This is a genomic window from Luteimonas huabeiensis HB2, from assembly GCF_000559025.1.
In the GTDB taxonomy this organism is placed as follows: domain Bacteria; phylum Pseudomonadota; class Gammaproteobacteria; order Xanthomonadales; family Xanthomonadaceae; genus Luteimonas; species Luteimonas huabeiensis.
In genome coordinates this window covers 68,688-90,024 of record NZ_JAAN01000015.1, presented here as the reverse complement: position 1 = coordinate 90,024, position 21,337 = coordinate 68,688, and the positions used below count along the sequence as shown (strand labels likewise).

The 21,337-nt window shown below is 69.3% G+C and carries 14 protein-coding genes, 3 pseudogenes and 1 other annotated feature; of the genes and pseudogenes, 7 read left to right on the top strand and 10 right to left on the bottom strand.

Going from position 1 to position 21,337, the window contains the following annotated elements; genetic code table 11:
- Window positions 1-76: 76 nt before the first annotated feature.
- From Z164_RS20135 to Z164_RS23255, 3 genes and pseudogenes are all read left to right on the top strand, one after another.
- Complete coding sequence (locus Z164_RS20135; RefSeq protein ID WP_081770101.1) at window positions 77-4,549, top strand: RHS repeat-associated core domain-containing protein; 4,473 nt, start codon at window positions 77-79, stop codon at window positions 4,547-4,549.
- A gap of 5 nt (window positions 4,550-4,554) precedes the next feature.
- Complete coding sequence (locus tag Z164_RS22355) at window positions 4,555-4,848, top strand: DUF6968 family protein (protein ID WP_152540873.1); 294 nt, start codon at window positions 4,555-4,557, stop codon at window positions 4,846-4,848.
- Window positions 4,849-4,957: 109 nt separating this feature from the next.
- A pseudogene (locus Z164_RS23255) lies at window positions 4,958-5,580 on the top strand (DDE-type integrase/transposase/recombinase); the annotation flags it as partial.
- Window positions 5,581-5,650: 70 nt separating this feature from the next.
- Here the strand turns inward: Z164_RS23255 and Z164_RS23250 are convergent.
- A complete protein-coding gene (locus Z164_RS23250; RefSeq protein ID WP_081770099.1) occupies window positions 5,651-7,846 on the bottom strand; it encodes an AAA family ATPase in 2,196 nt (731 codons plus the stop codon).
- 89 nt (window positions 7,847-7,935) lie between these two features.
- A pseudogene (locus tag Z164_RS20125) lies at window positions 7,936-9,151 on the bottom strand (IS3 family transposase).
- Window positions 8,757-8,873: a sequence feature (AL1L pseudoknot), on the bottom strand. Its footprint overlaps the pseudogene before it by 117 nt.
- Window positions 9,152-9,441: 290 nt before the next feature.
- On the opposite strand from Z164_RS20125, the gene mutS reads away from it, so the two are divergent.
- On the top strand, window positions 9,442-11,982 hold the full coding sequence (mutS, locus tag Z164_RS0106490) for a DNA mismatch repair protein MutS (protein ID WP_024889912.1): 2,541 nt from the start codon (window positions 9,442-9,444) through the stop codon (window positions 11,980-11,982).
- Between the two features lie 15 nt (window positions 11,983-11,997).
- Here mutS and Z164_RS0106485 read toward each other — a convergent pair whose 3' ends face one another.
- Complete coding sequence (locus Z164_RS0106485) at window positions 11,998-12,435, bottom strand: hypothetical protein (protein WP_024889911.1); 438 nt, start codon at window positions 12,433-12,435, stop codon at window positions 11,998-12,000.
- Between the two features lie 366 nt (window positions 12,436-12,801).
- Here Z164_RS0106485 and katG point away from each other — a divergent pair, with 366 nt between their 5' ends.
- The gene (gene katG, locus Z164_RS0106480; RefSeq protein WP_024889910.1) at window positions 12,802-15,093 is read left to right on the top strand and encodes a catalase/peroxidase HPI; all 2,292 of its coding nucleotides are present in this window, start codon (window positions 12,802-12,804) and stop codon (window positions 15,091-15,093) included.
- 32 nt (window positions 15,094-15,125) lie between these two features.
- Here the strand turns inward: katG and Z164_RS23530 are convergent.
- The 3 genes and pseudogenes from Z164_RS23530 to Z164_RS0106465 form a co-directional block, all read right to left on the bottom strand.
- A pseudogene (locus Z164_RS23530) lies at window positions 15,126-15,527 on the bottom strand (ATP-binding protein); the annotation flags it as partial.
- A gap of 839 nt (window positions 15,528-16,366) precedes the next feature.
- Window positions 16,367-17,029, bottom strand: coding sequence for a response regulator transcription factor (locus tag Z164_RS0106470; RefSeq protein WP_024889908.1), 663 nt, complete (start codon window positions 17,027-17,029; stop codon window positions 16,367-16,369).
- The gene (locus Z164_RS0106465; protein WP_043689470.1) at window positions 17,029-17,349 is read right to left on the bottom strand and encodes a PepSY domain-containing protein; all 321 of its coding nucleotides are present in this window, start codon (window positions 17,347-17,349) and stop codon (window positions 17,029-17,031) included. The genes Z164_RS0106470 and Z164_RS0106465 overlap by 1 nt, the downstream gene beginning before the upstream one ends.
- Window positions 17,350-17,477: 128 nt before the next feature.
- Here Z164_RS0106465 and Z164_RS21315 point away from each other — a divergent pair, with 128 nt between their 5' ends.
- On the top strand, window positions 17,478-17,801 hold the full coding sequence (locus tag Z164_RS21315; protein ID WP_024889906.1) for a PepSY domain-containing protein: 324 nt from the start codon (window positions 17,478-17,480) through the stop codon (window positions 17,799-17,801).
- 207 nt (window positions 17,802-18,008) lie between these two features.
- On the opposite strand, the gene rplS is transcribed toward Z164_RS21315, so the two are convergent.
- On the bottom strand, window positions 18,009-18,455 hold the full coding sequence (rplS, locus tag Z164_RS0106455) for a 50S ribosomal protein L19 (protein WP_024889905.1): 447 nt from the start codon (window positions 18,453-18,455) through the stop codon (window positions 18,009-18,011).
- A 348-nt stretch (window positions 18,456-18,803) separates the two neighbouring features.
- Here rplS and Z164_RS20115 point away from each other — a divergent pair, with 348 nt between their 5' ends.
- Complete coding sequence (locus Z164_RS20115; RefSeq protein WP_043689468.1) at window positions 18,804-19,592, top strand: YggS family pyridoxal phosphate-dependent enzyme; 789 nt, start codon at window positions 18,804-18,806, stop codon at window positions 19,590-19,592.
- Between the two features lie 45 nt (window positions 19,593-19,637).
- Here Z164_RS20115 and trmD read toward each other — a convergent pair whose 3' ends face one another.
- The 3 genes from trmD to rpsP form a co-directional block, all read right to left on the bottom strand.
- Window positions 19,638-20,420 carry a tRNA (guanosine(37)-N1)-methyltransferase TrmD gene (gene trmD, locus Z164_RS0106445; protein ID WP_024889904.1) on the bottom strand — a complete coding sequence of 261 codons (783 nt, stop codon included), beginning with the start codon at window positions 20,418-20,420 and terminating at the stop codon, window positions 19,638-19,640.
- Window positions 20,421-20,497: 77 nt separating this feature from the next.
- Complete coding sequence (gene rimM, locus Z164_RS0106440; protein WP_024889903.1) at window positions 20,498-21,013, bottom strand: ribosome maturation factor RimM; 516 nt, start codon at window positions 21,011-21,013, stop codon at window positions 20,498-20,500.
- 41 nt (window positions 21,014-21,054) lie between these two features.
- A complete protein-coding gene (gene rpsP, locus Z164_RS0106435; protein ID WP_024889902.1) occupies window positions 21,055-21,312 on the bottom strand; it encodes a 30S ribosomal protein S16 in 258 nt (85 codons plus the stop codon).
- Window positions 21,313-21,337 lie beyond the last annotated feature (25 nt).

Sequence of the window (21,337 nt, the reverse complement as noted above, 5' to 3'; positions counted from 1 at the left end):
AAGGCGAAATCGACTTGCATGGCAGCATGGTCGTTCCTTCTGGCCGCGCCTGCCTACTTCAGGGAGGAGAACGGCAATGCGGTACTTTCTGGAACGTCTTCTATGGGCGGCCCGCTGGGGCGCCTGTGCGCTGCTGATGGCCGCTGCGCCGGCCTACGCAGAAACCTATTGGCTCGACTCACGCCTCGACCATAGCCAGACGCACTATCCCAACGGCGAAGAAGCCTGCATCGCTGGAGAGTTGCAGCGCCGCCTCGATGGCTACAGAGCGACCAGTACTTTTCCCCATCGCATCTCTTCCCCCTATGTGGGACCCGACCTGGGCGGCGAGCGCATCTGCCGCGGCCAGTTGCAGCGGCAGCAATTCGGCCTTTGGCTGCCGGTGGAAATCGTGGATACGCCGGTCTATGGGCCGTTCGGGCCCACGCCGCCGTGCGCGCTCGCCGGTCTGGCCGATCCCGAAACCGCGCAGTGCGGCATCCCCAAGTGCGACGGCGACGGCAGTTGCCCTGCGGACGGCGGCAACCAATCCAACCCCATCGCCAGCGCCACCGGCAACAAGGTTCAACGCGAGCAGGACTATCGCGGCGCGGGCGTGTTTCCGCTGGAATTCGTCCGCACCTACAACAGCCATCGCGTGCCCGACAACCAGGCCCAGCCCATCGGCGTCGGCTGGACGCACAGCTACGCGGCGAGACTGGTGCCATTGCTCAATGGCAGCGCCGTCACCCGCATCCGCGCCTACCGACCCAACGGTGCCATCCAGACCTTCACCCTCGTCGGCAGCACCTGGGTCGGCGATGCCGACGTCCCGGAAACGCTCACCGCCACAGTCTCCGGCGGCGCGCTCGTGTCTGCGACCTACCGGCGCGCAGACGATACGGTCGAGAGCTACGACTCGCTCGGCCGGCTGACCGCCATCACCACGCCCCAGGGATATGCGCAGACGCTGAGCTACGCGGTCGGCTCCGGCATCTCGCCTCACGTCCAGCGCGTGACCGACCCGCAGGGCCGATGGCTGGCGTTCGGCTACACCGGCGGCTTCCTGACCTCGCTGACCGACAGCGCCGGCACCGTCATCACCTTCGCCTACAGCGACGGCGATCTGGTGGGCGTGAGCTATCCCAATGCGCTTTCGGGCACCGACACGCGCATCTACCACTACAACGAGTCCGGCCAGACCGGCGGCGTCTCGCAGCCGCACGTCTTGACCGGCGTCACCGACGAAAGCGGCAACCGCATCGCCAGTTGGGCCTACGACGCCAACCGGCGCGCCGTGGTCAGCGTGCGCGGCCCCTATGCCACCGGCACCGTCGCCCGCGTCGAGCTGCAATTCAACGGGGACGGCAGCGCCACCATCACCGACGCCCTCGGCGCGGTCAGGAACTACGGCTTCATCGTCAGCCAGCGCGTGGCGCGTCTGGCCTCGCTGGACGAGCCGTGCGACAGCTGCGCCAATGCCGCCGCCGCCCGCACCTACGACGCCAACGGCTACCCGGCCAGCGCAACGGATTTCGAGGGCAACGTCACCGAGTACACCTACAACGCGCGCGGCCTGGAAACCGAGCGCGTGGACGCGGCCACCGACACCGCCGGCGCCAAGCGCACCGTGCAGACCGATTGGCATGGCACCTTCCGGGAGCCGACCGAGCGCCGCGTCTACGACGCCGCCAACACGTTGATCGCGCGAGAAACGTCCACCTATAACGCGCGCGGTCAAGTCCTCACCCGCACCACGACCGACCCCGTGGCCTCGGTAAGCCGTACCGTCACCACCGCCTACTGCGAATCCGCCGGCGTCGGCGCGGGCGCATGCCCGATCATCGGCTTGCCGATCAGCACGGATGGCCCACGCACCGACGTGAGCGACGTCACCACCTACACCTACTACCAGACCCACCACGCCGGCTGCGCGGCTTCGCCGGCGACGTGCCAGTACCGCAGGGGCGATCTGTGGAAGGTCACCGACGCGCTCGGGCGGGTCACCGAGTTCTTGCGCTACGACGCCGCCGGGCGGCTGCTTTCGTCAGTAGACCCCAACGGCGTCGTCACCGACTACGAGTACCATCCGCGCGGCTGGTTGACGGCGGTCAAGGTCCGCGGCCCCAACGACGGCGCCGAGACGGACGACCGCATCACCCTGACGGAGTATTGGCCGAACGGGCTGGCGAAGCGCATCACCCAGCCCGACGGCGCCCACGTCGAATTCACCTACGACCCCGCGCAGCGGCTGGTACGCATCACCGACGACGACGGCGGCTACATCGCCTATACCCTGGACGATGCCGGTAACCACGTCGCCGAGGAGACGCGCGACGCGACCGGCACGCTGCGGCGCTCGCTCTCCCGCGTCTACGACCTGCTCGGACGGCTGATCACCGATGCAGACGCAGCCAGCAACCCGACCGACTACGTAAGGGACGACAACGGGAACATCACCGCTGTCACCGATCCATTGAGCCGGACCACCGCTCACGAGTACGACGCGCTGAATCGCCTCAAGCGCACCGTGCAGGATCTCGGCGGCATCGCCGCGGAAACGTTGGTGGCCTATGACCCGCTCGACCGTATCGTGCAGGTGACCGACCCGAAGGGCCTGCCGACCGGGTACGTCTACAACGCCCTGGGCGACCTCCTGGAGCTAGCCAGCCCGGACACGGGCACGACAGCCTACAGCTACGACAGCGGCGGCAACCGCAGTGGCCACACCGACGCGCGCGGCCAGGCAGCAACCTACAGCTACGACGCGCTCAACCGCTTGACCGCGATCGTCTACGCCGGCGCGCCCGCGCTGAACGTCGCCTACCAGTACGACACGGTGCCGGTCGCCTGCGACGTGGACGAAACCTTCGCCCTCGGCCGCCTGGCCGCGGTGCTGGACGACAGCGGCAGCACCGAATACTGCTACGACCGTTTCGGCCAGGTGGCGCGCAAGGTGCAGGTGACCAACGGGCAGACGTTCGTGGTGCGCTACGCCTACACGCTGAGCGGCAACGCACAGGCGACCGCCTACCCGGACGGCACCGTGGCCGACTACGTCCGCGATGCCCAGGGCCGGGTCACCGAGATCGGCGTGACCGCCCCGGGCGGCACCCGCGAGGTGCTGCTGACCGGCACCACCTACGCCCCCTTCGGCCCGGCCACCGGCTGGACCTACGGCAACGGCCGCACGCTGCTGCGCCAGCACGACCTCGACTACCGGCCGCAGGCCATCCACGACCCCGCCAGCGGCGGCCTCGACCTGGGCTACGGCTACGACCCGGTCGGCCAACTGCAGACCCTGCACACCGCCGACCTCGCCCAGCCGCCGCGGGCCCGCTTCGACCACGATGCCCTGGGCCGGCTGACCGCCTTCCGCGACGGCGCCGCCAACACCGCCATCGAAAGCTACAGCTACGACGCCACCGGCAACCGCACCAGCTTCGCCAACGCCGCCGGCACCCAGCCCTACGCCTACCCCGCCGACAGCCACCGGCTCGCCGCCGTGGCGACCCAGACAAGAACCTACGACGCGGTGGGCAACACCCTCACCGACGGCAGCGGCCGCAGCTACGCCTACAGCGCCGCCAACCGGCTCGCCCGGGTAGACCAGGGCGGCACCACCCGCCGGCACTACGTCTACAACGGCAAGGGCGAGCGGGTGCGCAGCCACCTCGGCGCGGACGACATCATCACCCTGTACGACGAAGCCGGCCGCTGGCTGGGCGACTACGCCCCGGACGGCACGCCCCGGCAGCAGGCCATCTGGCTGGACGACCTGCCGGTCGGCCTGCTGGCGCAGGACGCCACCAACCGCCTGCACTACGTCCAGCCCGACCACCTCGGCACGCCACGAGCCGTGATCGACCCGGTGCGCAACGTCGCCGTGTGGACCTGGGACCTCGCCAGCGAAGCCTTCGGCAACAGCCCGCCGAATCCCGACCCGGACGGCGACGGCACCGCGTTCGTTTTCGACCTGCGCTTCCCCGGGCAACGCTACGACGCCGCCAGCGGGCTCAACTACAACTACCTAAGAGATGGCTATGATGCCGGGAGTGGCCGCTACACTCAATCCGATCCAATTGGCCTGAGTGGCGGCATTAACACCTACGCGTACGCTGAATCCAATCCGCTTCTACTCACTGACTCTCTTGGGTTACGTAAAGACCAAGGATGCGTGGCCGCTTATACCGCCGGAGGCGCAGCTTGCGGCGGCGCCATCGGCTACTACGGCGGTGGTGCGCTTGGTGGTGTCGGCGGAGGGTTTGTTTGTTCTCCGACGGGGCCGGGAGCACTAGCCTGCGCCGGAGGAGGTGCAGTCGCGGGGAGTAGCGGCGGGGGACTGCTTGGCTCCGCGATCGGCGGGGCTCTGGGAAACCTTGCCGGGCAAGCGATGTGTCCGGATGAGGATGAGGACAAGTGCGAAGAACAAGCTCAAAAAGATGAGCAGATGTGCAGAATGACGACTATTCCTGGCACGGGCCCTAGAGCCAGATGCTGGGCAAGTGTTCAAGAACGTTATGGCGCATGTAAAGCCGGACGCCCCCTTCCCCCTCTCGTCATTTGGTGATTTAAATGCATGAAATAAAAGAACCCATTGCACAGAGAACACTCAAATCGGGCGACTTTATTATTACAGTAAATATCGATAAGCCGGAAGCAGATGAATTAGATTACCGCTGCTGGTATTCCATAAACATTGGACAGAGAAAAAAGATAAGCTATGCGATTGGAATAGATTCTGTGCAGGCATTGCAATTGGCAATGAAAAAAATCAATGCCGATCTTCTCGCTATAGGCAAAGAAACGGGAGCACCTATTACTTGGCTAGATGAAGCCCCAGGCGAAAATGGCTTTACTTTCCGATGAAATGGATAAAGCCCTCAAAAGCGTGCTATGAACTCCGGACGTACGCGGCTATCGTATCCGGTTGAAGCCGCCACACCCGTATCCGACCGACTTTTCCGATGAAGAAGGGGCGCTCGCTGCGCCATACCTGAGCCGTTACCGCGTTGGGGTGCGCCGTGCCTGCGAGGTGGTCAGGCAGAGCCGCTCGGCGTGGTACTACCAACCCCGGGAGAACGATGATGCGCCACTGCTCCGGCGAATCGAGGAGATCGCCGCCGCTCGCGTTCGCTATGGGTTTCGGCGGATCTTCGTGCTGCTGCGCCGGGAAGGCTGGAAGGCCAACCACAAACGCGTGTACCGGCTCTACTATCAGGCCGGCCTCAACCTGCGGCGCAAGCGGCCGCGCCGCCGCAAGGCCGCAGCGCATCGCCTGGAGCGCACGGTGCTGACGGCGCCCAACCAGGTCTGGAGCATGGACTTCGTGGCCGATGCCCTGTTCGATGGTCGTCGCCTCCGGGCCCTGACGGTCGTGGATAACTTCACTAAGGAGAGCCTGGCGATCGAGGTCGGCCAGCAGCTCAAGGGCGAGGACGTCGTGACGGTGATGGAGCGGCTACGCCACCGGCGTGACCTGCCGAAACGTATCCAGACCGACAACGGCAGCGAGTTCATCTCGATCGCATTGGATCGTGGGCCTACGAAGCGCAATCACGCCTACTATGTGGCCCAGGGAATGAGCCGTGCTCACATGCGGCCTGAGGAGCTTCTTTCGGAGCTACCCAGTGAGCTTCGGCACCAGTCCGGCGGACTAGGAGTTTGGCAGCTAGCCAGTCTGCTCCATCAGGACGGCGTAGTGATCAGGATCAACCCGTTCCATAGCACGCAGTACGCGCTCTACCATGTCCTTGGACATCGCAGGGAAATCGGAGAACTCCAGCAGGTGGAGCGTCGACGCACTATGTGAGCCCTCATCAACGTACCTGGCTACGGCGCCACGCTCGACTTCGTCATCGAATAGTATGTCGAGCTTCGCTTGGTACGGTTTGGATGTCGGCTTTCTGAAGCCTAGATACATCTCAAGCAGGCGTCTAAGTAGGTTCGGACAATGGAGGTACTCATCGACCTCATCGCTGGTGCTGTCCAACACCCTTCTCAAGCAATAGAAGACGTGGTGGTAGTCGGACCGAAACCGAACTAAGTGCCGCGGAAGATCTCTTAGCTGACTCGGGCCGCCTCCATCACGACAGACCAGATAGCCAGCGTGCCCTGGCTTGAACCCACCTCGCTCTGTCCAGTCCTGCTTGATCGTGTTGAAGAACTCTGAGTTGTGTGTTGACACGAATAGCTGCCGGCATGCCCTAAGTCTGGAAAGGATCAGGTGAGCTACCTCGTAGATGTGATTCGTATCCAGGCTGCAGATCGGGTCGTCCACAAATACAACGAGGTCTTCGATACGCTGCCCGTTCTGTGCCAGGCTTACTAGGAAGTAGGCGAGCGAGATCGCGGTCCGCTCACCATCGCTCATGTTCGTTGCTGCGCGTCCTTCTCGAAGGAACTGAATGCGCTTGTCTTGGGTCTGCTCGACGCAGATGCATGGCCCTAAGAGCCGCTGCAGGAGTTCGTTGATCTGACTTACGGCCGCCGAGCTTCGCTGAAGCTCCTCATTGGCCTGCGAGGTTTGGGTCGCAATCTTCTGCCCCACCCCCTTTACGTGCTCCAGCTTGCCGGCAGCGCTGCGTAGAGTCTCTATGGCCTCAGATGCCCCGGGATCAAGTAGGTATCGTGCGGCGAAGTGCTCTTTCACTTTGGTCGCGGCTGCTCGCCGCCTAGCGCTCAGTTCATCACAGGCGCGGTTGTGCTCTTCCTTCGCCTCGTTGAGCTGGGCCAGGCTAGCGGCTAGGTCGCCTTTATGATCCGAGGTCGGCTCCAGAACGATGACTGCTTCCATGTCTGCGAGCTTCGCGCGCAACTTCTCCGCCATGCTCGCACGCGCCCGATTTTCCTCAGCTACCCACGATTCGAGCTGCTCCTTAGCTGCCTGAACCTTCGCCCGTACCTCCGGAACCCACTGGAGTTCATGTGGGTAGGTCGGCACAGTCTTGGGCTGCTCCATGCTCGACAAGGCTGCCGTGATATCCGCATGCTGCCGGCGGTACTCGTCGGAGAAATGTTTCGAGTAATCCTCCAGGGCTTTCGCCGCGTCGTTGCCGCAGAATGCGCATGTCGAACTGTGCTCGTGAAAACGCAGGCCGGAGCGAACCCAATCGCTCAGCGCCGGGTTTTCCGCGAGTCGCTTCAGCGTGGATCGCTTCGGCGTCTGGACCAGAAGCCGGGCAAGGTCGTCTCCCAGAGGCGGGGAGCCGACTACGACTGGCAGGGTGTCAATGCGAGAGAACTGGCTTTGATCCCTGGCCTGCGCCACAGCTTCTTGCAGCGCAGCTTCGGCCAAGAGGCTCTCCGCTGGCGTAGCGAGTGAGCCTGCGAGGGTCTTGAGATTGGGAGACCGAAAGTCGCGAACTCCCAACATGGTCGCGCACTCTCGCGCCAAATCGGTAGCTGCCCTCTCCCTAGCACTACTGGCATCGCGTTCCGCCTTCTGAACTGCACGGTACATCGTGGCGACACGGTCTCGTCGTCGGGTCAACGATGCGATGCGGTTGCTTAATCGAATGTTCTCCTGGCCAACGATGAAAAGCGCGGGCGCCTGCGTACAGTCAGCCTGCAGGCTCGAGTCAATGAAGTCGCGATTGAATACACATATGCGAACGCGGTCTTGGTCTTGGTCTTTTCCGCTGTCCAGGACCTCTCCCCCTATTCGGAGGCGAACTCGCGCGCCGGCCGGCAGCTTGCTCGTCGACGATCGCTGGAAAAGCCCAAAGACGCGGGACAGCGTTGTCTTGCCTGACGCGTTCCAGCCGTATAACAAGTTGTACCGTTTGAAGTTCGGCGCGCCGCTGGTTTGCCCGTCATAGCCGTGCCAGACGGCCGCGTCTGTGATGGACTCAATGCGATCGAACATTTGCTCCCCCTGGTCGAACCTCGACTTCCCTACGGCCAGTTTTGCATGTGTGAACCGCCCCGACTTTCTTGGAGGCCATTGGGTTTGAGTCAGGCCGCCCTGGCCTGACCGGTGTGTTGCCGATAGTAAGCCGCTTCGGCTTCCGCTGGCGGGACATGCCCGATCGGCCCCAGCAATCGCTTGTGGTTGTACCAGTGCACCCAGTCCAGCGTGGCCAGTTCCACCTGCTCGCGGTTGCGCCATGACCGGCGATGGATCACTTCGGCCTTGTACAGCCCGTTGATCGTCTCGGCCAGCGCGTTGTCGTAGCTGTCGCCCACGCTGCCCACCGACGGTTCGACCCGGCCTCGGCCAGTCGTTCGCTGTAGCGGATGCTCACGTATTGCGACCCCCTGTCGGAGTGGTGGATCAGTTCGCCCTCCCGCTGCCGGGCATGCAGCGCCTGTTCCAGGGCATCGAGCACGAAGTCCGTGGTCATCGAACTGGACGCCTTCCAGCCGACGATCCGGCGCGCGTACACGTCGACCACGAACGCCACGTACACCATCCCCTGCCAGGTCGAGACGTAGGTGAAGTCGCTCACCCACAGCGCGTTCGGTCGCTCGGCATGGAACTGCCGGTTCACCCGGTCCAGCGGACACGGCTGCGCCTTGTCGCTGATCGTGGTCTTGACCGGCTTGCCACGGATCACGCCACGCAGTCCCAGCCGGCGCATCAATCGTTCCACCGTGCAACGCGCCACCGGCCAGCCTTCCCGTAGCAACTGCTTCCAGACCTTCTTGGCCCCGTACACCTGCTTGTTCTCGTCCCACACCGGGCGAACCTCCTCTTCAAGCGCACGATCCCGCCACCAGCGGTTCGGGCGGGCCTCGGGATCGGCCTCCCGGGCCGCATGGCTGTAGTAGGTCGACGGAGCGATCCCCAGCACCCGGCAGATCGGCTCGACTCCGTAGGCGTGGCGCTGCCCGGCCACGAACCCGGTCATGGCTTGAAGCGGCGGTCGAGCTCCGCCTGGGCGAAATACGCCGATGCCTTGCGCAGGATCTCGTTGGCCTGCCGCAGCTCCCGCACCTCGCGCTCCAGCGCCGTCATCCGCGACCGCTCGTCCGTCGTCAGCCCAGGCCGCAGCCCCTGGTCACGCTCGGCTCGCCGCACCCAGTTGCGCAGCGTCTCGGCCGTGCAACCGATCTTCCCGGCGATCGACTCGATCGCCGCCCACTGCGAACTGTGCGTGTCCTGGTGCTCCAGCACCATCCGCACCGCGCACTCCCGTACTTCCGGGGAATACTTCACTGGCTTGCTCATGATTCCATCCTCCCAAGAGTTGGAGCCTCCAGGAATCCCGGGGCGGTTCAATACTTGATAGCCAGCTTTGCCATGGTCCACATGTCTCCGCGCGACAGTGGATGGTCCATGCGAGACAATCCACACTGCCTTTGCTTGGGCCCTGGTCCCTCTATGGACCGCTCGCACCCTTGAAATCCGATCTTATATCGCCGTCTGAGAGCTACATGACAGTCCGCAACAACTCGCAAGCCATTGAAAAAAATAGCAAAATAGCTGCGGTGGCGGGGAGCTCAGAGCATACGCCGCTGATGAAGCAATTCTTCGCCGCCAAGGCGGAGCACCCCGACGTCCTGCTGTTCTTCCGCATGGGCGACTTCTACGAGCTGTTCTACGACGACGCGCGCAAGGCGGCGCGGCTGCTCGACATCACCCTCACCCAGCGCGGCAGCTCGGGCGGCGCGCCGATCCCGATGGCAGGCGTGCCGCACCATTCCGCCGAGAGCTACCTGGCGCGGCTGGTGGCGCTGGGCGAGTCGGTGGCGATCTGCGAGCAGATCGGCGACCCGGCGCAGGCCAAGGGCCTGGTCGAGCGCAAGGTGGTGCGCATCGTCACGCCGGGCACGGTCACCGACGAGGCGCTGCTCGACGAGCGCCGCGACACCCTGCTGCTGGCGCTCTCGCGCGGCAAGCAAGGCTATGGCCTGGCCTGGGCGGACCTGGCGGGCGGCCGCTTCCTGGTCAACGAGGTCGACAACGACGACCAGCTGGAGGCCGAGCTGGCGCGACTGGATCCGGCCGAGCTGCTGGTGCCCGACGAGGATGGCTGGCCGGCCTTCCTCGCCGAGCGGCGCGGGCTGCGCCGCCGCGCGCCCTGGCTGTTCGATGCCGACAGCGGCCGCCGCCACCTGCTGCGCTTCTTCGGCCTGCACGACCTGGAAGGCTTCGGGCTGGAAGGCCGGCCGCGGGCGATCGCCGCGGCGGGCGCGCTGCTGGGCTACGTCGAGGAGACGCAGAAGCAGCGGCTGCCGCACCTGACTTCGATCGCGGTGGAGACCAGCGACGGCGCGATCGCGATGAACGCCGCCACCCGCCGCCACCTGGAGCTCGACACCCGCATCGACGGCGACCAGCGCCACACCCTGCTCGGCGTGCTCGACACCACGGTGACGCCGATGGGCGGGCGCCTGCTGCGGCGCTGGCTGCACCGGCCGCTGCGCGATCGCGGCGTGCTCGGCGAACGCCTGCACGCGGTGCAGACCCTGATCGATCGCGGCGCCGATGCCGACGTGCGCGAGCGCTTCCGCGCGCTGGGCGACCTGGAGCGCATCCTGTCGCGCATCGCGCTGCGTTCGGCGCGTCCGCGCGACCTGTCCACCCTGCGCGACGGCCTCGGCCTGCTGCCCGACCTGCGCGCGCTGCTGGCGCCCTTGGACTCCCCGCGGCTGCAGGCGCTGGCGCAGGGGCTGGGCGAGCACGGTGCCGAAGCGCACCTGCTCGCCAGCGCCCTGGTCGAGCAGCCGCCGGTGCTGGCGCGCGACGGCGGCGTGTTCGCCGACGGATTCGATGCCGAGCTCGACGAGCTGCGCGCGCTGTCGGCCAACGCCGACGGCTTCCTGGTCGATCTGGAAGCGCGCGAGCGCGAAGCCAGCGGCATTCCCACCCTGAAGCTCGGCTACAACCGGGTCCACGGCTACTACATCGAGATCAGCAAGGCGCAGGCGGCCAAGGCGCCCACCCACTACACCCGCCGGCAGACCCTGACCAACGCCGAGCGCTACATCACCGAGGAACTCAAGGCCTTCGAGGACAAGGTGCTGTCGGCGCGGGAGCGCGCGCTGGCGCGCGAGCGGCTGCTGTACGAGCAACTCCTCGACGCCCTGAACGCGCAGCTGGAGCCGCTCAAGCGCTGCGCCGCGGCCCTGGCCGAACTCGACGTGCTGGCCTGCTTCGCCGAGCGTGCGCAGGCGCTGGACTGGACGCGCCCGGAGCTGGAGACCGCGCCCTGCCTGCGCATCGAGCGCGGCCGCCACCCGGTGGTGGAGGCGGTGCGCGAGGACCCGTTCGAGCCCAACGACCTGATGCTCGACCCGCAGCGGCGCATGCTGATCATCACCGGCCCCAACATGGGCGGCAAGAGCACCTACATGCGCCAGAACGCGCTGATCGTGCTGCTGGCGCACATCGGCAGCTTCGTGCCCGCATCGCGGGCGACGATCGGCCCGATCGACCGCATCCTCACCCGCATCGGCGCCGGCGACGACCTGGCCCGCGGGCAGTCCACCTTCATGGTGGAAATGGCCGAGACCAGCTACATCCTGCACCACGCCACCGAGCACTCGCTGGTGCTGATGGACGAGATCGGCCGCGGCACCTCGACCTACGACGGCCTGGCGCTGGCCGATGCCGTCGCGCGGCACCTGGCCGCGCACAACCGCAGCTACACCCTGTTCGCCACCCACTACTTCGAGCTGACCGCCCTGGCCGAGCCGGGCAGCGGCATCGCCAACGTGCACCTGGACGCGGTGGAGCACGGCGACGCGCTGGTGTTCATGCACGCGGTGCGCGAGGGTGCGGCCAACCGCAGCTTCGGCCTGCAGGTCGCCGCGCTGGCGGGCCTGCCCAGGGCGACGCTGCAGCAGGCGCGCCGGCGGCTGGCCGAGCTGGAACGGCGCGGCGGCGAAAGCCACGCCGCGGAGATGGCGCCGACGGCGCTGGACGCGCCGCAGCAGTTCGGCCTGTTCGCGGCCGCGTCGTCGGCGGTGCAGGACGCGCTGGCGGCGATCGATCCCGACCAGCTCACGCCCCGGCAGGCGCTCGAGGCGCTCTACCGGCTCAAGGCGATGGCGTAGCCGTCGGCGCGGGCGTCAGCGCGCCGGCGGGAGCGGCCGCGCCTGCCGCTGCGCCTCGCGCACGCGGGCGTCCTGCTGGGCGGCATCGCGCTCGCGCTGCAGCGCCTGCATCCGGCGCTGCGCGGCCTGTTGCTCGCGCTGGACCGAGAGCGTGTCCTGCGTCGAGGGCGTCGCGGCGGCAGGCAGCGCGCGCAGGCGATCGGCATGCCGCCGCTGCGCTTCCACCGCATTGCGTTGGGCCTCCACGCGCTGCTGCGCCTGGCGCACCTGCGGATCCTGGGCGACCGCGGGGCGCACCGCCGGCGCCACCGTGGGCGGAGCGCGCCATTGCGCCTGTTCGGCCTGGCGCGGGGTGGGTTCGGGCGCTCGCACCTGGGCCAGCACCGGCGTGGACGCGCTGGCGGCCAGCAGCATCCAGGCCGCGCGACGCAGACGAGCGGGATCGCGGCGCATGGGGACCTCCGATGGGCGATGCGAAGGACTCCGGTATACGCGCCCGCCACTGAACGTCGCGGGATGGCGGCCGACCCCATAGCGCGGACCTATGGATCCGTTCCCAACAATCGATTTCATTTCTCGCCCACCGCTCCCTAGGCTGAACCGACCTGCCAGCCGGATCGCCCGCCATGCGCAAGCCCTTCCCCGCCCTGCCCTGCATCGGTGCAGGCAAGCCCATGGCCCGACGCGCTGGCCGGACGCGGCGATCCCCGCCGCGGTAGCCGCGGCGCGCGCCGTCCGTCGCCCCCTGCCACCCGACGCCGCCCGGCTTCGGTCCGTTCCGGACCGGACGCGCGGGCGCGCACCCAGCCGAGGTCCGCCATGTCCACGCCCATCGAATCGAAATGCCCCTTCCACCAGGACGTCCACCAGGCCGCCGGGGGCGGTACCGGCAATCGCGACTGGTGGCCGCAGCAGTTGCGGCTCGACCTGCTGAGCCAGCATTCGGCCAAGTCCGATCCCCTGGACGCCGGCTTCGACTACGCCGAGGCGTTCGGCCGCCTCGACCTGGCGGCGGTGAAGCGCGACCTGGCCGCGCTGATGACCGACTCGCAGGACTGGTGGCCGGCCGACTTCGGCCACTACGGCCCGCTCTTCATCCGCATGGCCTGGCACAGCGCCGGCACCTATCGCATCGGCGACGGACGCGGCGGCGGCGGGCGCGGCCAGCAGCGCTTCGCCCCGCTCAACAGCTGGCCCGACAACGTCAACCTCGACAAGGCACGGCGGCTGCTGTGGCCGATCAAGCGCAAATACGGGCAGCGCATCTCCTGGGCCGACCTGATGATCCTCGCCGGCAACGTCGCGCTGGAGACGATGGGCTTCAAGACCTTCGGCTTCGCCGGCGGCCGTGCCGATACCTGGGAGCCCGACCAGGACGTGTACTGGGGCCGCGAGACCACCTGGCTCGGCGGCGACGTGCGCTACGCCCACGGCTCGCAGGGCGTGGAGAAGCCGGCCGACGAGGGCGTGCTGGTCGCCGACGACGACGCCGATGGCGACGTGCACTCGCGCAAGCTGGAGAACCCGCTGGCCGCGGTGCAGATGGGCCTGATCTACGTGAACCCCGAGGGCCCGGACGGCAACCCCGACCCGCTGCTGGCCGCCAGGGACATCCGCGACACCTTCGCGCGCATGGCGATGAACGACGAGGAGACCGTCGCGCTGATCGTCGGCGGCCACAGCTTCGGCAAGACCCACGGCGCCGGCCCGGCCGACAACGTCGGCGTCGAGCCCGAGGCGGCCGAACTCGAGCAACAGGGCCTGGGCTGGGCGAACGCGTTCGGCACCGGCAAGGGCCCGCACGCCATCACCAGCGGCCTGGAGGTGACCTGGACGCAGACGCCCACCCGCTGGAGCCATTTCTTCCTGCAGAACCTGTTCGGCCACGAATGGGAACTGACCAGGAGCCCGGCCGGCGCCCACCAGTGGGTGGCCAAGGACGCGGACGCGACGATTCCCGACGCGCACGACCGGACCAAGCGCTGGCTGCCGACGATGCTCACCACCGACCTGGCGCTGCGCGTCGACCCCGCCTACGAGAAGATCGCGCGGCGCTTCCTGGAACACCCCGAGCAGCTCGCCGACGCCTTCGCCCGCGCCTGGTTCAAGCTGACCCACCGCGACATGGGCCCGCGCGCGCGCTACCTGGGCCCCGAGGTCCCCGACGACATCCTGATCTGGCAGGACCCGGTGCCCGAGGTCGATCACCCGCTGGTGGACGCCGCCGACGTGGCCGCGCTCAAGCGCGAGATCCTGGCCTCCGGGCTGACGGTGGCGGAACTGGTCGCCACCGCCTGGGCGTCGGCCTCGACCTTCCGCGGCTCCGACAAGCGCGGCGGCGCCAACGGCGCGCGCATCCGGCTGGCGCCGCAGAAGGACTGGGCGGTCAACCAGCCCGAGCAACTGGCGCGGGTGCTGCGGACGCTGGACGGCATCAAGGCCGGTTTCGACGGCGCGCAGGCCGGCGGCAAGCGCATCTCGCTCGCCGACCTGATCGTGCTGGCCGGCGCCGCCGGCATCGAGCAGGCCGCGCGCGAGGCCGGCCACGCGATCGAGGTGCCGTTCGCGCCGGGCCGCACCGACGCCTCGCAGGATCAGACCGACGTGGAATCGTTCGCGCCGCTGGAGCCGGTCGCCGACGGCTTCTGCAACTACCTCAAGCGTCGCTACGCCGTGCCGGCCGAGCACCTGCTGGTGGACCGCGCGCAGTTGCTAACCCTGACCGCGCCGGAGATGACCGTGCTGGTCGGCGGCCTGCGGGTGCTGGGCGCCAACCACGACGGTGTCGCGCACGGCGTGTTCACCGACCGCCCGGGCGTGCTCGGCAACGACTTCTTCGTCAACCTGCTCGACATGGGCATCGAGTGGACCCCGCGCTCGGACGCGCGCGAGGTCTTCGACGGGCGCGACCGCCGCACCGGCGCGCCGAAGTGGACCGCGACCCGCGTCGACCTGGTCTTCGGCGCCAACGCGGTGCTGCGCGCGCTCGCCGAGGTGTACGCCAGCGACGATGCGCAGGAGAAGTTCGTGCGCGACTTCGTCGCCGCCTGGGCCAAGGTGATGGACCTGGACCGCTTCGACCTGCGGCGGCCCTCGGCGGCGCCGGCCTGAGCGCGGGACGCGCCCCTGCGGGCATCGGCGGCGCGCGCCGCCGAGATCGCCAGCCCCAGCCCGCTGCCCGGCACGCGCTCGTCCAGGCGCACGCCACGCTGCAGCGCCGCGGCCAGGGTCTGCTCGGGAATTCCCGGCCCGTCGTCGATCACCCGCAGGCGCAGCCGGTCGGCCTCGCGCGCGGCCACGATCCGCACCCGCTCGCGCGCCCACTTGGCGGCGTTGTCGATCAGGTTGCCGAGCATCTCCTCCAGGTCCTCGCGCGCGCCGGCGAAGACCAGCCCGGGCTCGATCTCCTGCGCCAGTTCCACGCGCGCGTGCGGGGCCGCCGAAAACAGCCGGCACAACGCCTCGACCACCGGCGCGACCGCAGTGCGCTGGCGCGCGTCGGCGGCGAAGCCGCCGGCCAGCCGGCGCTCCACCGCGACCCGCATCCGCGCGACCTGCTCGGCCACCGTCGCCGCGATCGCCGGCCCCGGCCGCTCGCTCTCCGCCGCCAGTACCGCCAGCGGCGTCTTCAGCTCGTGGGCGAGGTCCTGCGCGGCGGTGCGCGCGCGCGCCACCCGCCGCGCATGCTCGTCGAGCAGGTCGTCGATCTGCTGCGCCAGCGGCGCCGCCTCGGCCGGCCAGCGGTCCTGGCCGAAGCGCACGTCGTCGCCGTTGCGCACGCGCTCCAGGATGCCGCGCATGCGCCGCAGCGGCCGCAGCCCCCACTCCACCTGCCAGGCCAGCAGCGCCAGCAGCGCGGCGGCGGCGGCGGCGAAGACCAGCATCGCGATGCGGCGGAACTCGCGCGTCTCGGCGATCACGTCGCCGCGGTCGGCGGCGACCAGCACCGGCACCGCCGACGCCGCGCCCGGCAGCCGCAGCAACTGCGCGCGCACCCGCAGTTGCTGCCCGCGCGGGCCCGGCGCGTCCAGCCAGCGCGCGGGCCCGGCCGGCGGGGACGCGCCGGGGGCGAGCTCGCCGTCCCACAGCGAGCGCGACTGCACGCTGTCGGCGCCCTCGCCCACCCGCCAGTACCAGCCCGAGAACACCCGCGCATAGCGTTCGTCGGCGGGCTCGCGCGCCAGCGTCCAGCCGCCGTCCGGGCGCGCCTCGATCAGCCCGGCAAGGGTGGCGAAGTCGTCGTCCAGCCGGCGGTCGAGCGCGCGCTGGCCGGAACGTTCGAACAGCGCGCCCAGCAGGCCGCCGGCGACCAGCGCCACAGCCGCCACGCCCGCCACGCCGGCCAGCCACAGCCGCCAGCGCAGCGACAGCGCGCGGGCCGCGCTCACGGCATCTCCGCGAGCCTGAAGCCCTGCCCGCGCACGGTGTGCAGCAGCGGCACTCCCAGCTTGCGGCGGATGCGCCCGACCAGCACGTCGAGCGCGTTGGAATCGGGGTCGTAGCCGTTGTCGTAGACGTGCTCGCCGAGTTCCGCCCGGCTGACCACGCGCCCGGCGTGGTGCATCAGGTAGGCGAGGATGCGGTACTCCTGCGCGGTCAGCGCCAGCGGGTCGCCGTCGAGGGCGAAGCGGCCGGCGTGGACGTCGAGCTCCAGCGCGCCGCAGCGCAGCCGCGGCGAGGCGTGGCCGGCACTGCGGCGGATCAGCGCGTGCAGGCGCAGCACCAGCTCCTCCAGCTGGAACGGCTTGGTGAGATAGTCGTCGGCGCCGGCATCGAAGCCCGCCAGCTTGTCGTGCCAGCGGCCGCGCGCGGTCAGCACCAGCACCGGCAGCGACTGCCCGGCCTCGCGCCAGCGGTGCAGCACCGAGATCCCGTCCAGCCCCGGCAGCCCGAGGTCGAGCACCGCCGCGTCGTAGGCCTCGGTCTGGCCGCGGAACTCGGCCTCGGCGCCGTCGCCGACGCGATCGACCGCGAAGCCCGCCGCATCCAGCGCCGCGGCGATCTTCGCCGCCAGCGCGGCGTCGTCCTCGGCCAGCAGGATGCGCATCAGTCGTCGATCTCGACCTCGAGCAGGCGCCCGGAGCGCGCATCGTACTTCAGCTCCGCCACGCGCCCGTCGCCCATCAGGATCTCGATCTCGTACTCGTCGTCGTCCTGGTCGAGTTCCACTTCGATCACGCGCCCGGGATAGCGCCGCTCGGCATCGGCCAGCAGGCGCTCCAGGCGCACGAACTCGCCGCTGCGCACGCCGTCGCGGGCATAGTCGGCGCCGCCGCGCGGCCCCTGCGGGTCGGCGCGCAACGGCATGGCGAGCGGCGCGGCGAACAGCAGCGCGGCCAACGCGAGCGGGAAGTGGGCAAGACGCATGGCGCCAGTGTCGGCGGACCGATTAACGGTTTCGTGAACGGCTCGATCAGAACCCCGTTAGGCGCGCTGCGGAGACTGGTCGCCAGCCGGTGATCGACCCGGCCCACTCCGAAAACAGAGGACATGCCATGAACCGTACCGCCATCGCCAGCCTGATCGCCGCCGCCGGCCTCGCCGCCGCCCTGCCCGCCGCCTTCGCCCAGGACGCCGCCGCCGGCGACGACCGCCACCATGCCGCCGCGGCCGCGCAGGCCGATCCGCGCTTCCGCGCCAACCGTGCCTCGCTCGATGCGATCCTCGCCGACGCGCAGCGCCGCCATCCCGGGCGCGTCATCGACGTGTCCTACGACGACGGCGAATACGACATCGACATCCGCGGCGACGACGGCCGCATCGTCGAGTTCGAATACTCGGCACGGACCGGCAGGCTGCTGGAGGTCGATTACGACTGACGGTCCGCGCCGCCCGAACGTACGCGGGGCGCCGGATCCGATCCGGCGCCCTTTTTCGTGGCGCTTCCGGCTCGCCGCCCATCTCCGGCGCTACGTTGCCGGCGACGGACGATGCCGCGACCGCGAGGCGACGCGGTCGACGGGCGCCCGCAACGACGACGGCCGCCTTGCGGCGGCCGTCGTGCGATCACCGGGGAGCGCGCCGGATTACTCGGCGGCGGCTGCCGCGGCGGCCTCGGCGGCGGCCGCCTTGTCGGCGCGCGCCTTCTCGTTCTTGGCCTTGGCCGACATCGACAGGTCTTCCTTGATGCGCGCCTTCTTGCCTTCCAGGCCGCGCAGGTAGTACAGCTTGCCGGCGCGGACCTTGCCGCGGCGCTTCACCTCGATCGACTCGATCGAGGCGCTGTGGGACTGGAACACGCGCTCCACGCCGTAGCCGTGGGAGATCTTGCGCACGGTGAACGCGGAGTTCAGGCCGGCGTTCTTGATGCCGATGACCACGCCTTCGTAGGCCTGGACGCGCTCGCGGTTGCCTTCCTTGACCTTGACGTTGACGACGACGGTGTCGCCGGGGCCGAATTCGGGCAGCGTGCGCTGGACCTGTTCTTTCTCGAAGTCCTGCAGGAGGGTGTTCAGGGTGGGCTTGGTGGTCATGGCGATGGCCTGTTGGTGTCGTTGTCGGCGTGGTGCACGTGGACGCACGCTCGTGGCGGATGAAACGGTAAGCCGCGCAGTATAGCCCGGTTCGGACCGCCGTTGCCAGCGCAGGCTCCCCCGCCGGGGCGTGCGCCGGCGACCACGGGCCGGGGGTCGCGTCCTCCCCCGCCACGGCGCCGCCGATCGGCGCCGCACCGCGACGTTGCCGGGCATCTCGCGATTTCCCCGGCGATCCCGGCGAAGCCCCGAGACCGGGCGCTTTCGCCGTGGGGGAATACCATGCCGCTTCACGATCCCCGCTCCGTGCGAGCGGACCCGCCGCCTGGCGATACCGGAATTCGAGCCATGACCACCCCGCTGGAGACCCCGACCCGTCACGATCGGCACGGCCGCTGGCCGCAGGCGACATCGCTGGAGGATTTCCGCCGCAACCTGGCGACCGTGCGCGCGCGCATCGCCGCGGCCTGCGCGCGGGTCGGCCGCGACGCGGCCGGCGTGAGGCTGTTGCCGGTGAGCAAGACCAAGCCCGAGGCCGGCATCCGGCTGGCCTATGCCGCGGGCTGCCGCGAGTTCGGCGAGAACAAGCCGCAGGAGGCGTACCGGAAGTGGGAGGCGACCGCCGATCTGACCGATCTGCGCTGGTCGGTCATCGGCCACCTGCAGACCAACAAGGCCAAGCTGGTCGCGCGCTTCGCGAGCGAGTTCCAGGCCCTGGACAGCCTGCGCGTGGCCGAGGCGCTGGAGCGGCGCCTGCAGGCGGAGGGCCGCGCGCTCGACGTGCTGGTGCAGGTCAATACCTCCGGGGAGGCCAGCAAGTACGGCCTGCCGCCCGATGAAGTCGCCGCGCTCCTGCGCCGGCTGCCCGCCTTTCCGGCGCTGCGCGTGCGCGGCCTGATGACGCTGGCGCTGCTGTCGGCCGAGCCTGAGCGGGTTCGCCGCTGCTTCGTGCGGCTGCGCGAGTTGCGCGACCGGTTGCGCCAGGAGGTTGCGCAGTGCATCGGGCTGGACGAGCTGTCGATGGGCATGTCCGGCGACTACGAGATCGCCATCGAGGAAGGCGCGACCGTCGTGCGCGTGGGCCAGGCGATCTTCGGCGCGCGCGCCACGCCCGACGCCGAGTACTGGCCCTCGTAGGGCGCCGGCGGCGGGCCGCCCCACCCGCGGCGCCTGCGATGGGCGCTACGGCTCGGGATCGCCCGCGTCCGCGGACAGGGCGGCGCGGTAGGCCTCCAGCAGGCGGCGATCCTCCGCCGGCAGGGCCGCCTCGTCCAGCAGTTCCGGGCGGCGCTGCCAGGTGCGGCCCAGCGCCTGCATGCGCCGCCAGCGCGCGATCTCGGCATGGTTGCCGCCCAGCAGCACGGCGGGCACGTCGCCCAGCGGGTGCTGCGGCGGCCGGGTGTAGTGCGGGCAGTCGAGCAGCCGGCCCGGCCCCAGGGCCGGGTCGTCCTCGAAGCTGTCCTGGACCGCGGACTCGGCGTCGTTCAGCACGCCTTCGCGCAGGCGCGCGACCGCGTCGATCACCACCGCCGCCGGCAGCTCGCCGCCCGAGAGCACGTAGTCGCCGATCGAGATTTCCTCGTCGACTTCGGCGGCGAGCAGGCGCTCGTCCACGCCCTCGTAGCGCCCGCACAGCAGCAACAGGCGCGGGCGCGCGGCCAGTTCGCGGACCCGCGCCTGGGTCAGCGGCCGTCCCTGCGGGCTGAGATAGACCACGTGCGCGGGCCGCGGATCGGCGCCGCGCGCCGCGGCGATGGCCGCGCGCAGCGGCTCGATCATCATCACCATGCCGGGGCCGCCACCGAAGGGACGGTCGTCGACCCGGCGATAGTTGCCCTCGGCGTAGTCGCGCGGATTCCACCCGTGCACCGACAGCAGCCCGCGCTCCTGCGCGCGCCCGACCACGCCGAAGCCCGCGCAGGCGGCGACGAACTCGGGGAACAGGGTGACGACGTCGAAGCGCATCGGGAGCGGGGAGCCGGGATTGGGGATCGGGATCGGAACCGGGCCAGCGGCCCTGCGGCGCCGCCTGGGGGCGGCCTTCAGAACTCGGGGTCCCAGTCCACCAGGATCGTGCCGGCGTCCAGGTCGACCTCGCGCACGTAATCGGGCCGCGCCCAGGGGATCATGCGCTCGCGGGCGTCGTCGCGCACCACCAGCACGTCGTTGGCGCCGGTGGAGAACACGTGGGAGACGCGGCCGAAATCCACGCCTTCCAGGTTGGACACCCGCAGGCCCTCCAGGTCCACCCAGTAGAACTCGCCCGGCCGCGGCGGCGGCAGTGCGCTGCGCGCCACCCAGATCTCGACCCCGCGCAGCGCGTCGGCAGCGTCGCGGTCCTCGACGCCCGGCAGCGTGGCCACGATCCCCTTCGGGGTGGGCCGGCCGCGGGCGCCCAGCAGCTCGCGCTCCCGGCCCTGCGCATCGCGCAGGGTCCAGGGCTGGTAACGGAAGATTTCGGTGTCCGGCTCGGTGAACGATTCCAGGCGCGCTTCGCCGCGCACGCCGAAGGCGCCGTGGAACCTGCCCAGCAGGACGCGACGGACGGGCTCGTTCATCGTTCCGGAGCATGGGCCGCGCGAGGCGCGGCCGGTGCGGCTCAGGCGGCCGGCTGCGCCTTCAGCGCTTCCTTGTACAGGGCGCGGACCTTCTCGGTCAGCTGGGCGCCCTGCCCGACCCAGTGATCGACGCGGGCGGTGTCGAGCACCACGCGCTGCTCGTTGCCGGTGGCGACGGGGTTGTAGTAGCCCACGCGCTCGATGTTGCGGCCGTCGCGCGCGCTGCGCGAATCGGTGACGATGATGTGGTAGAACGGGCGCTTCTTGGCGCCGCCACGCGTCAGGCGGATCTTGACCATCTTTACGGTTTCCTGTGTTGCCCGG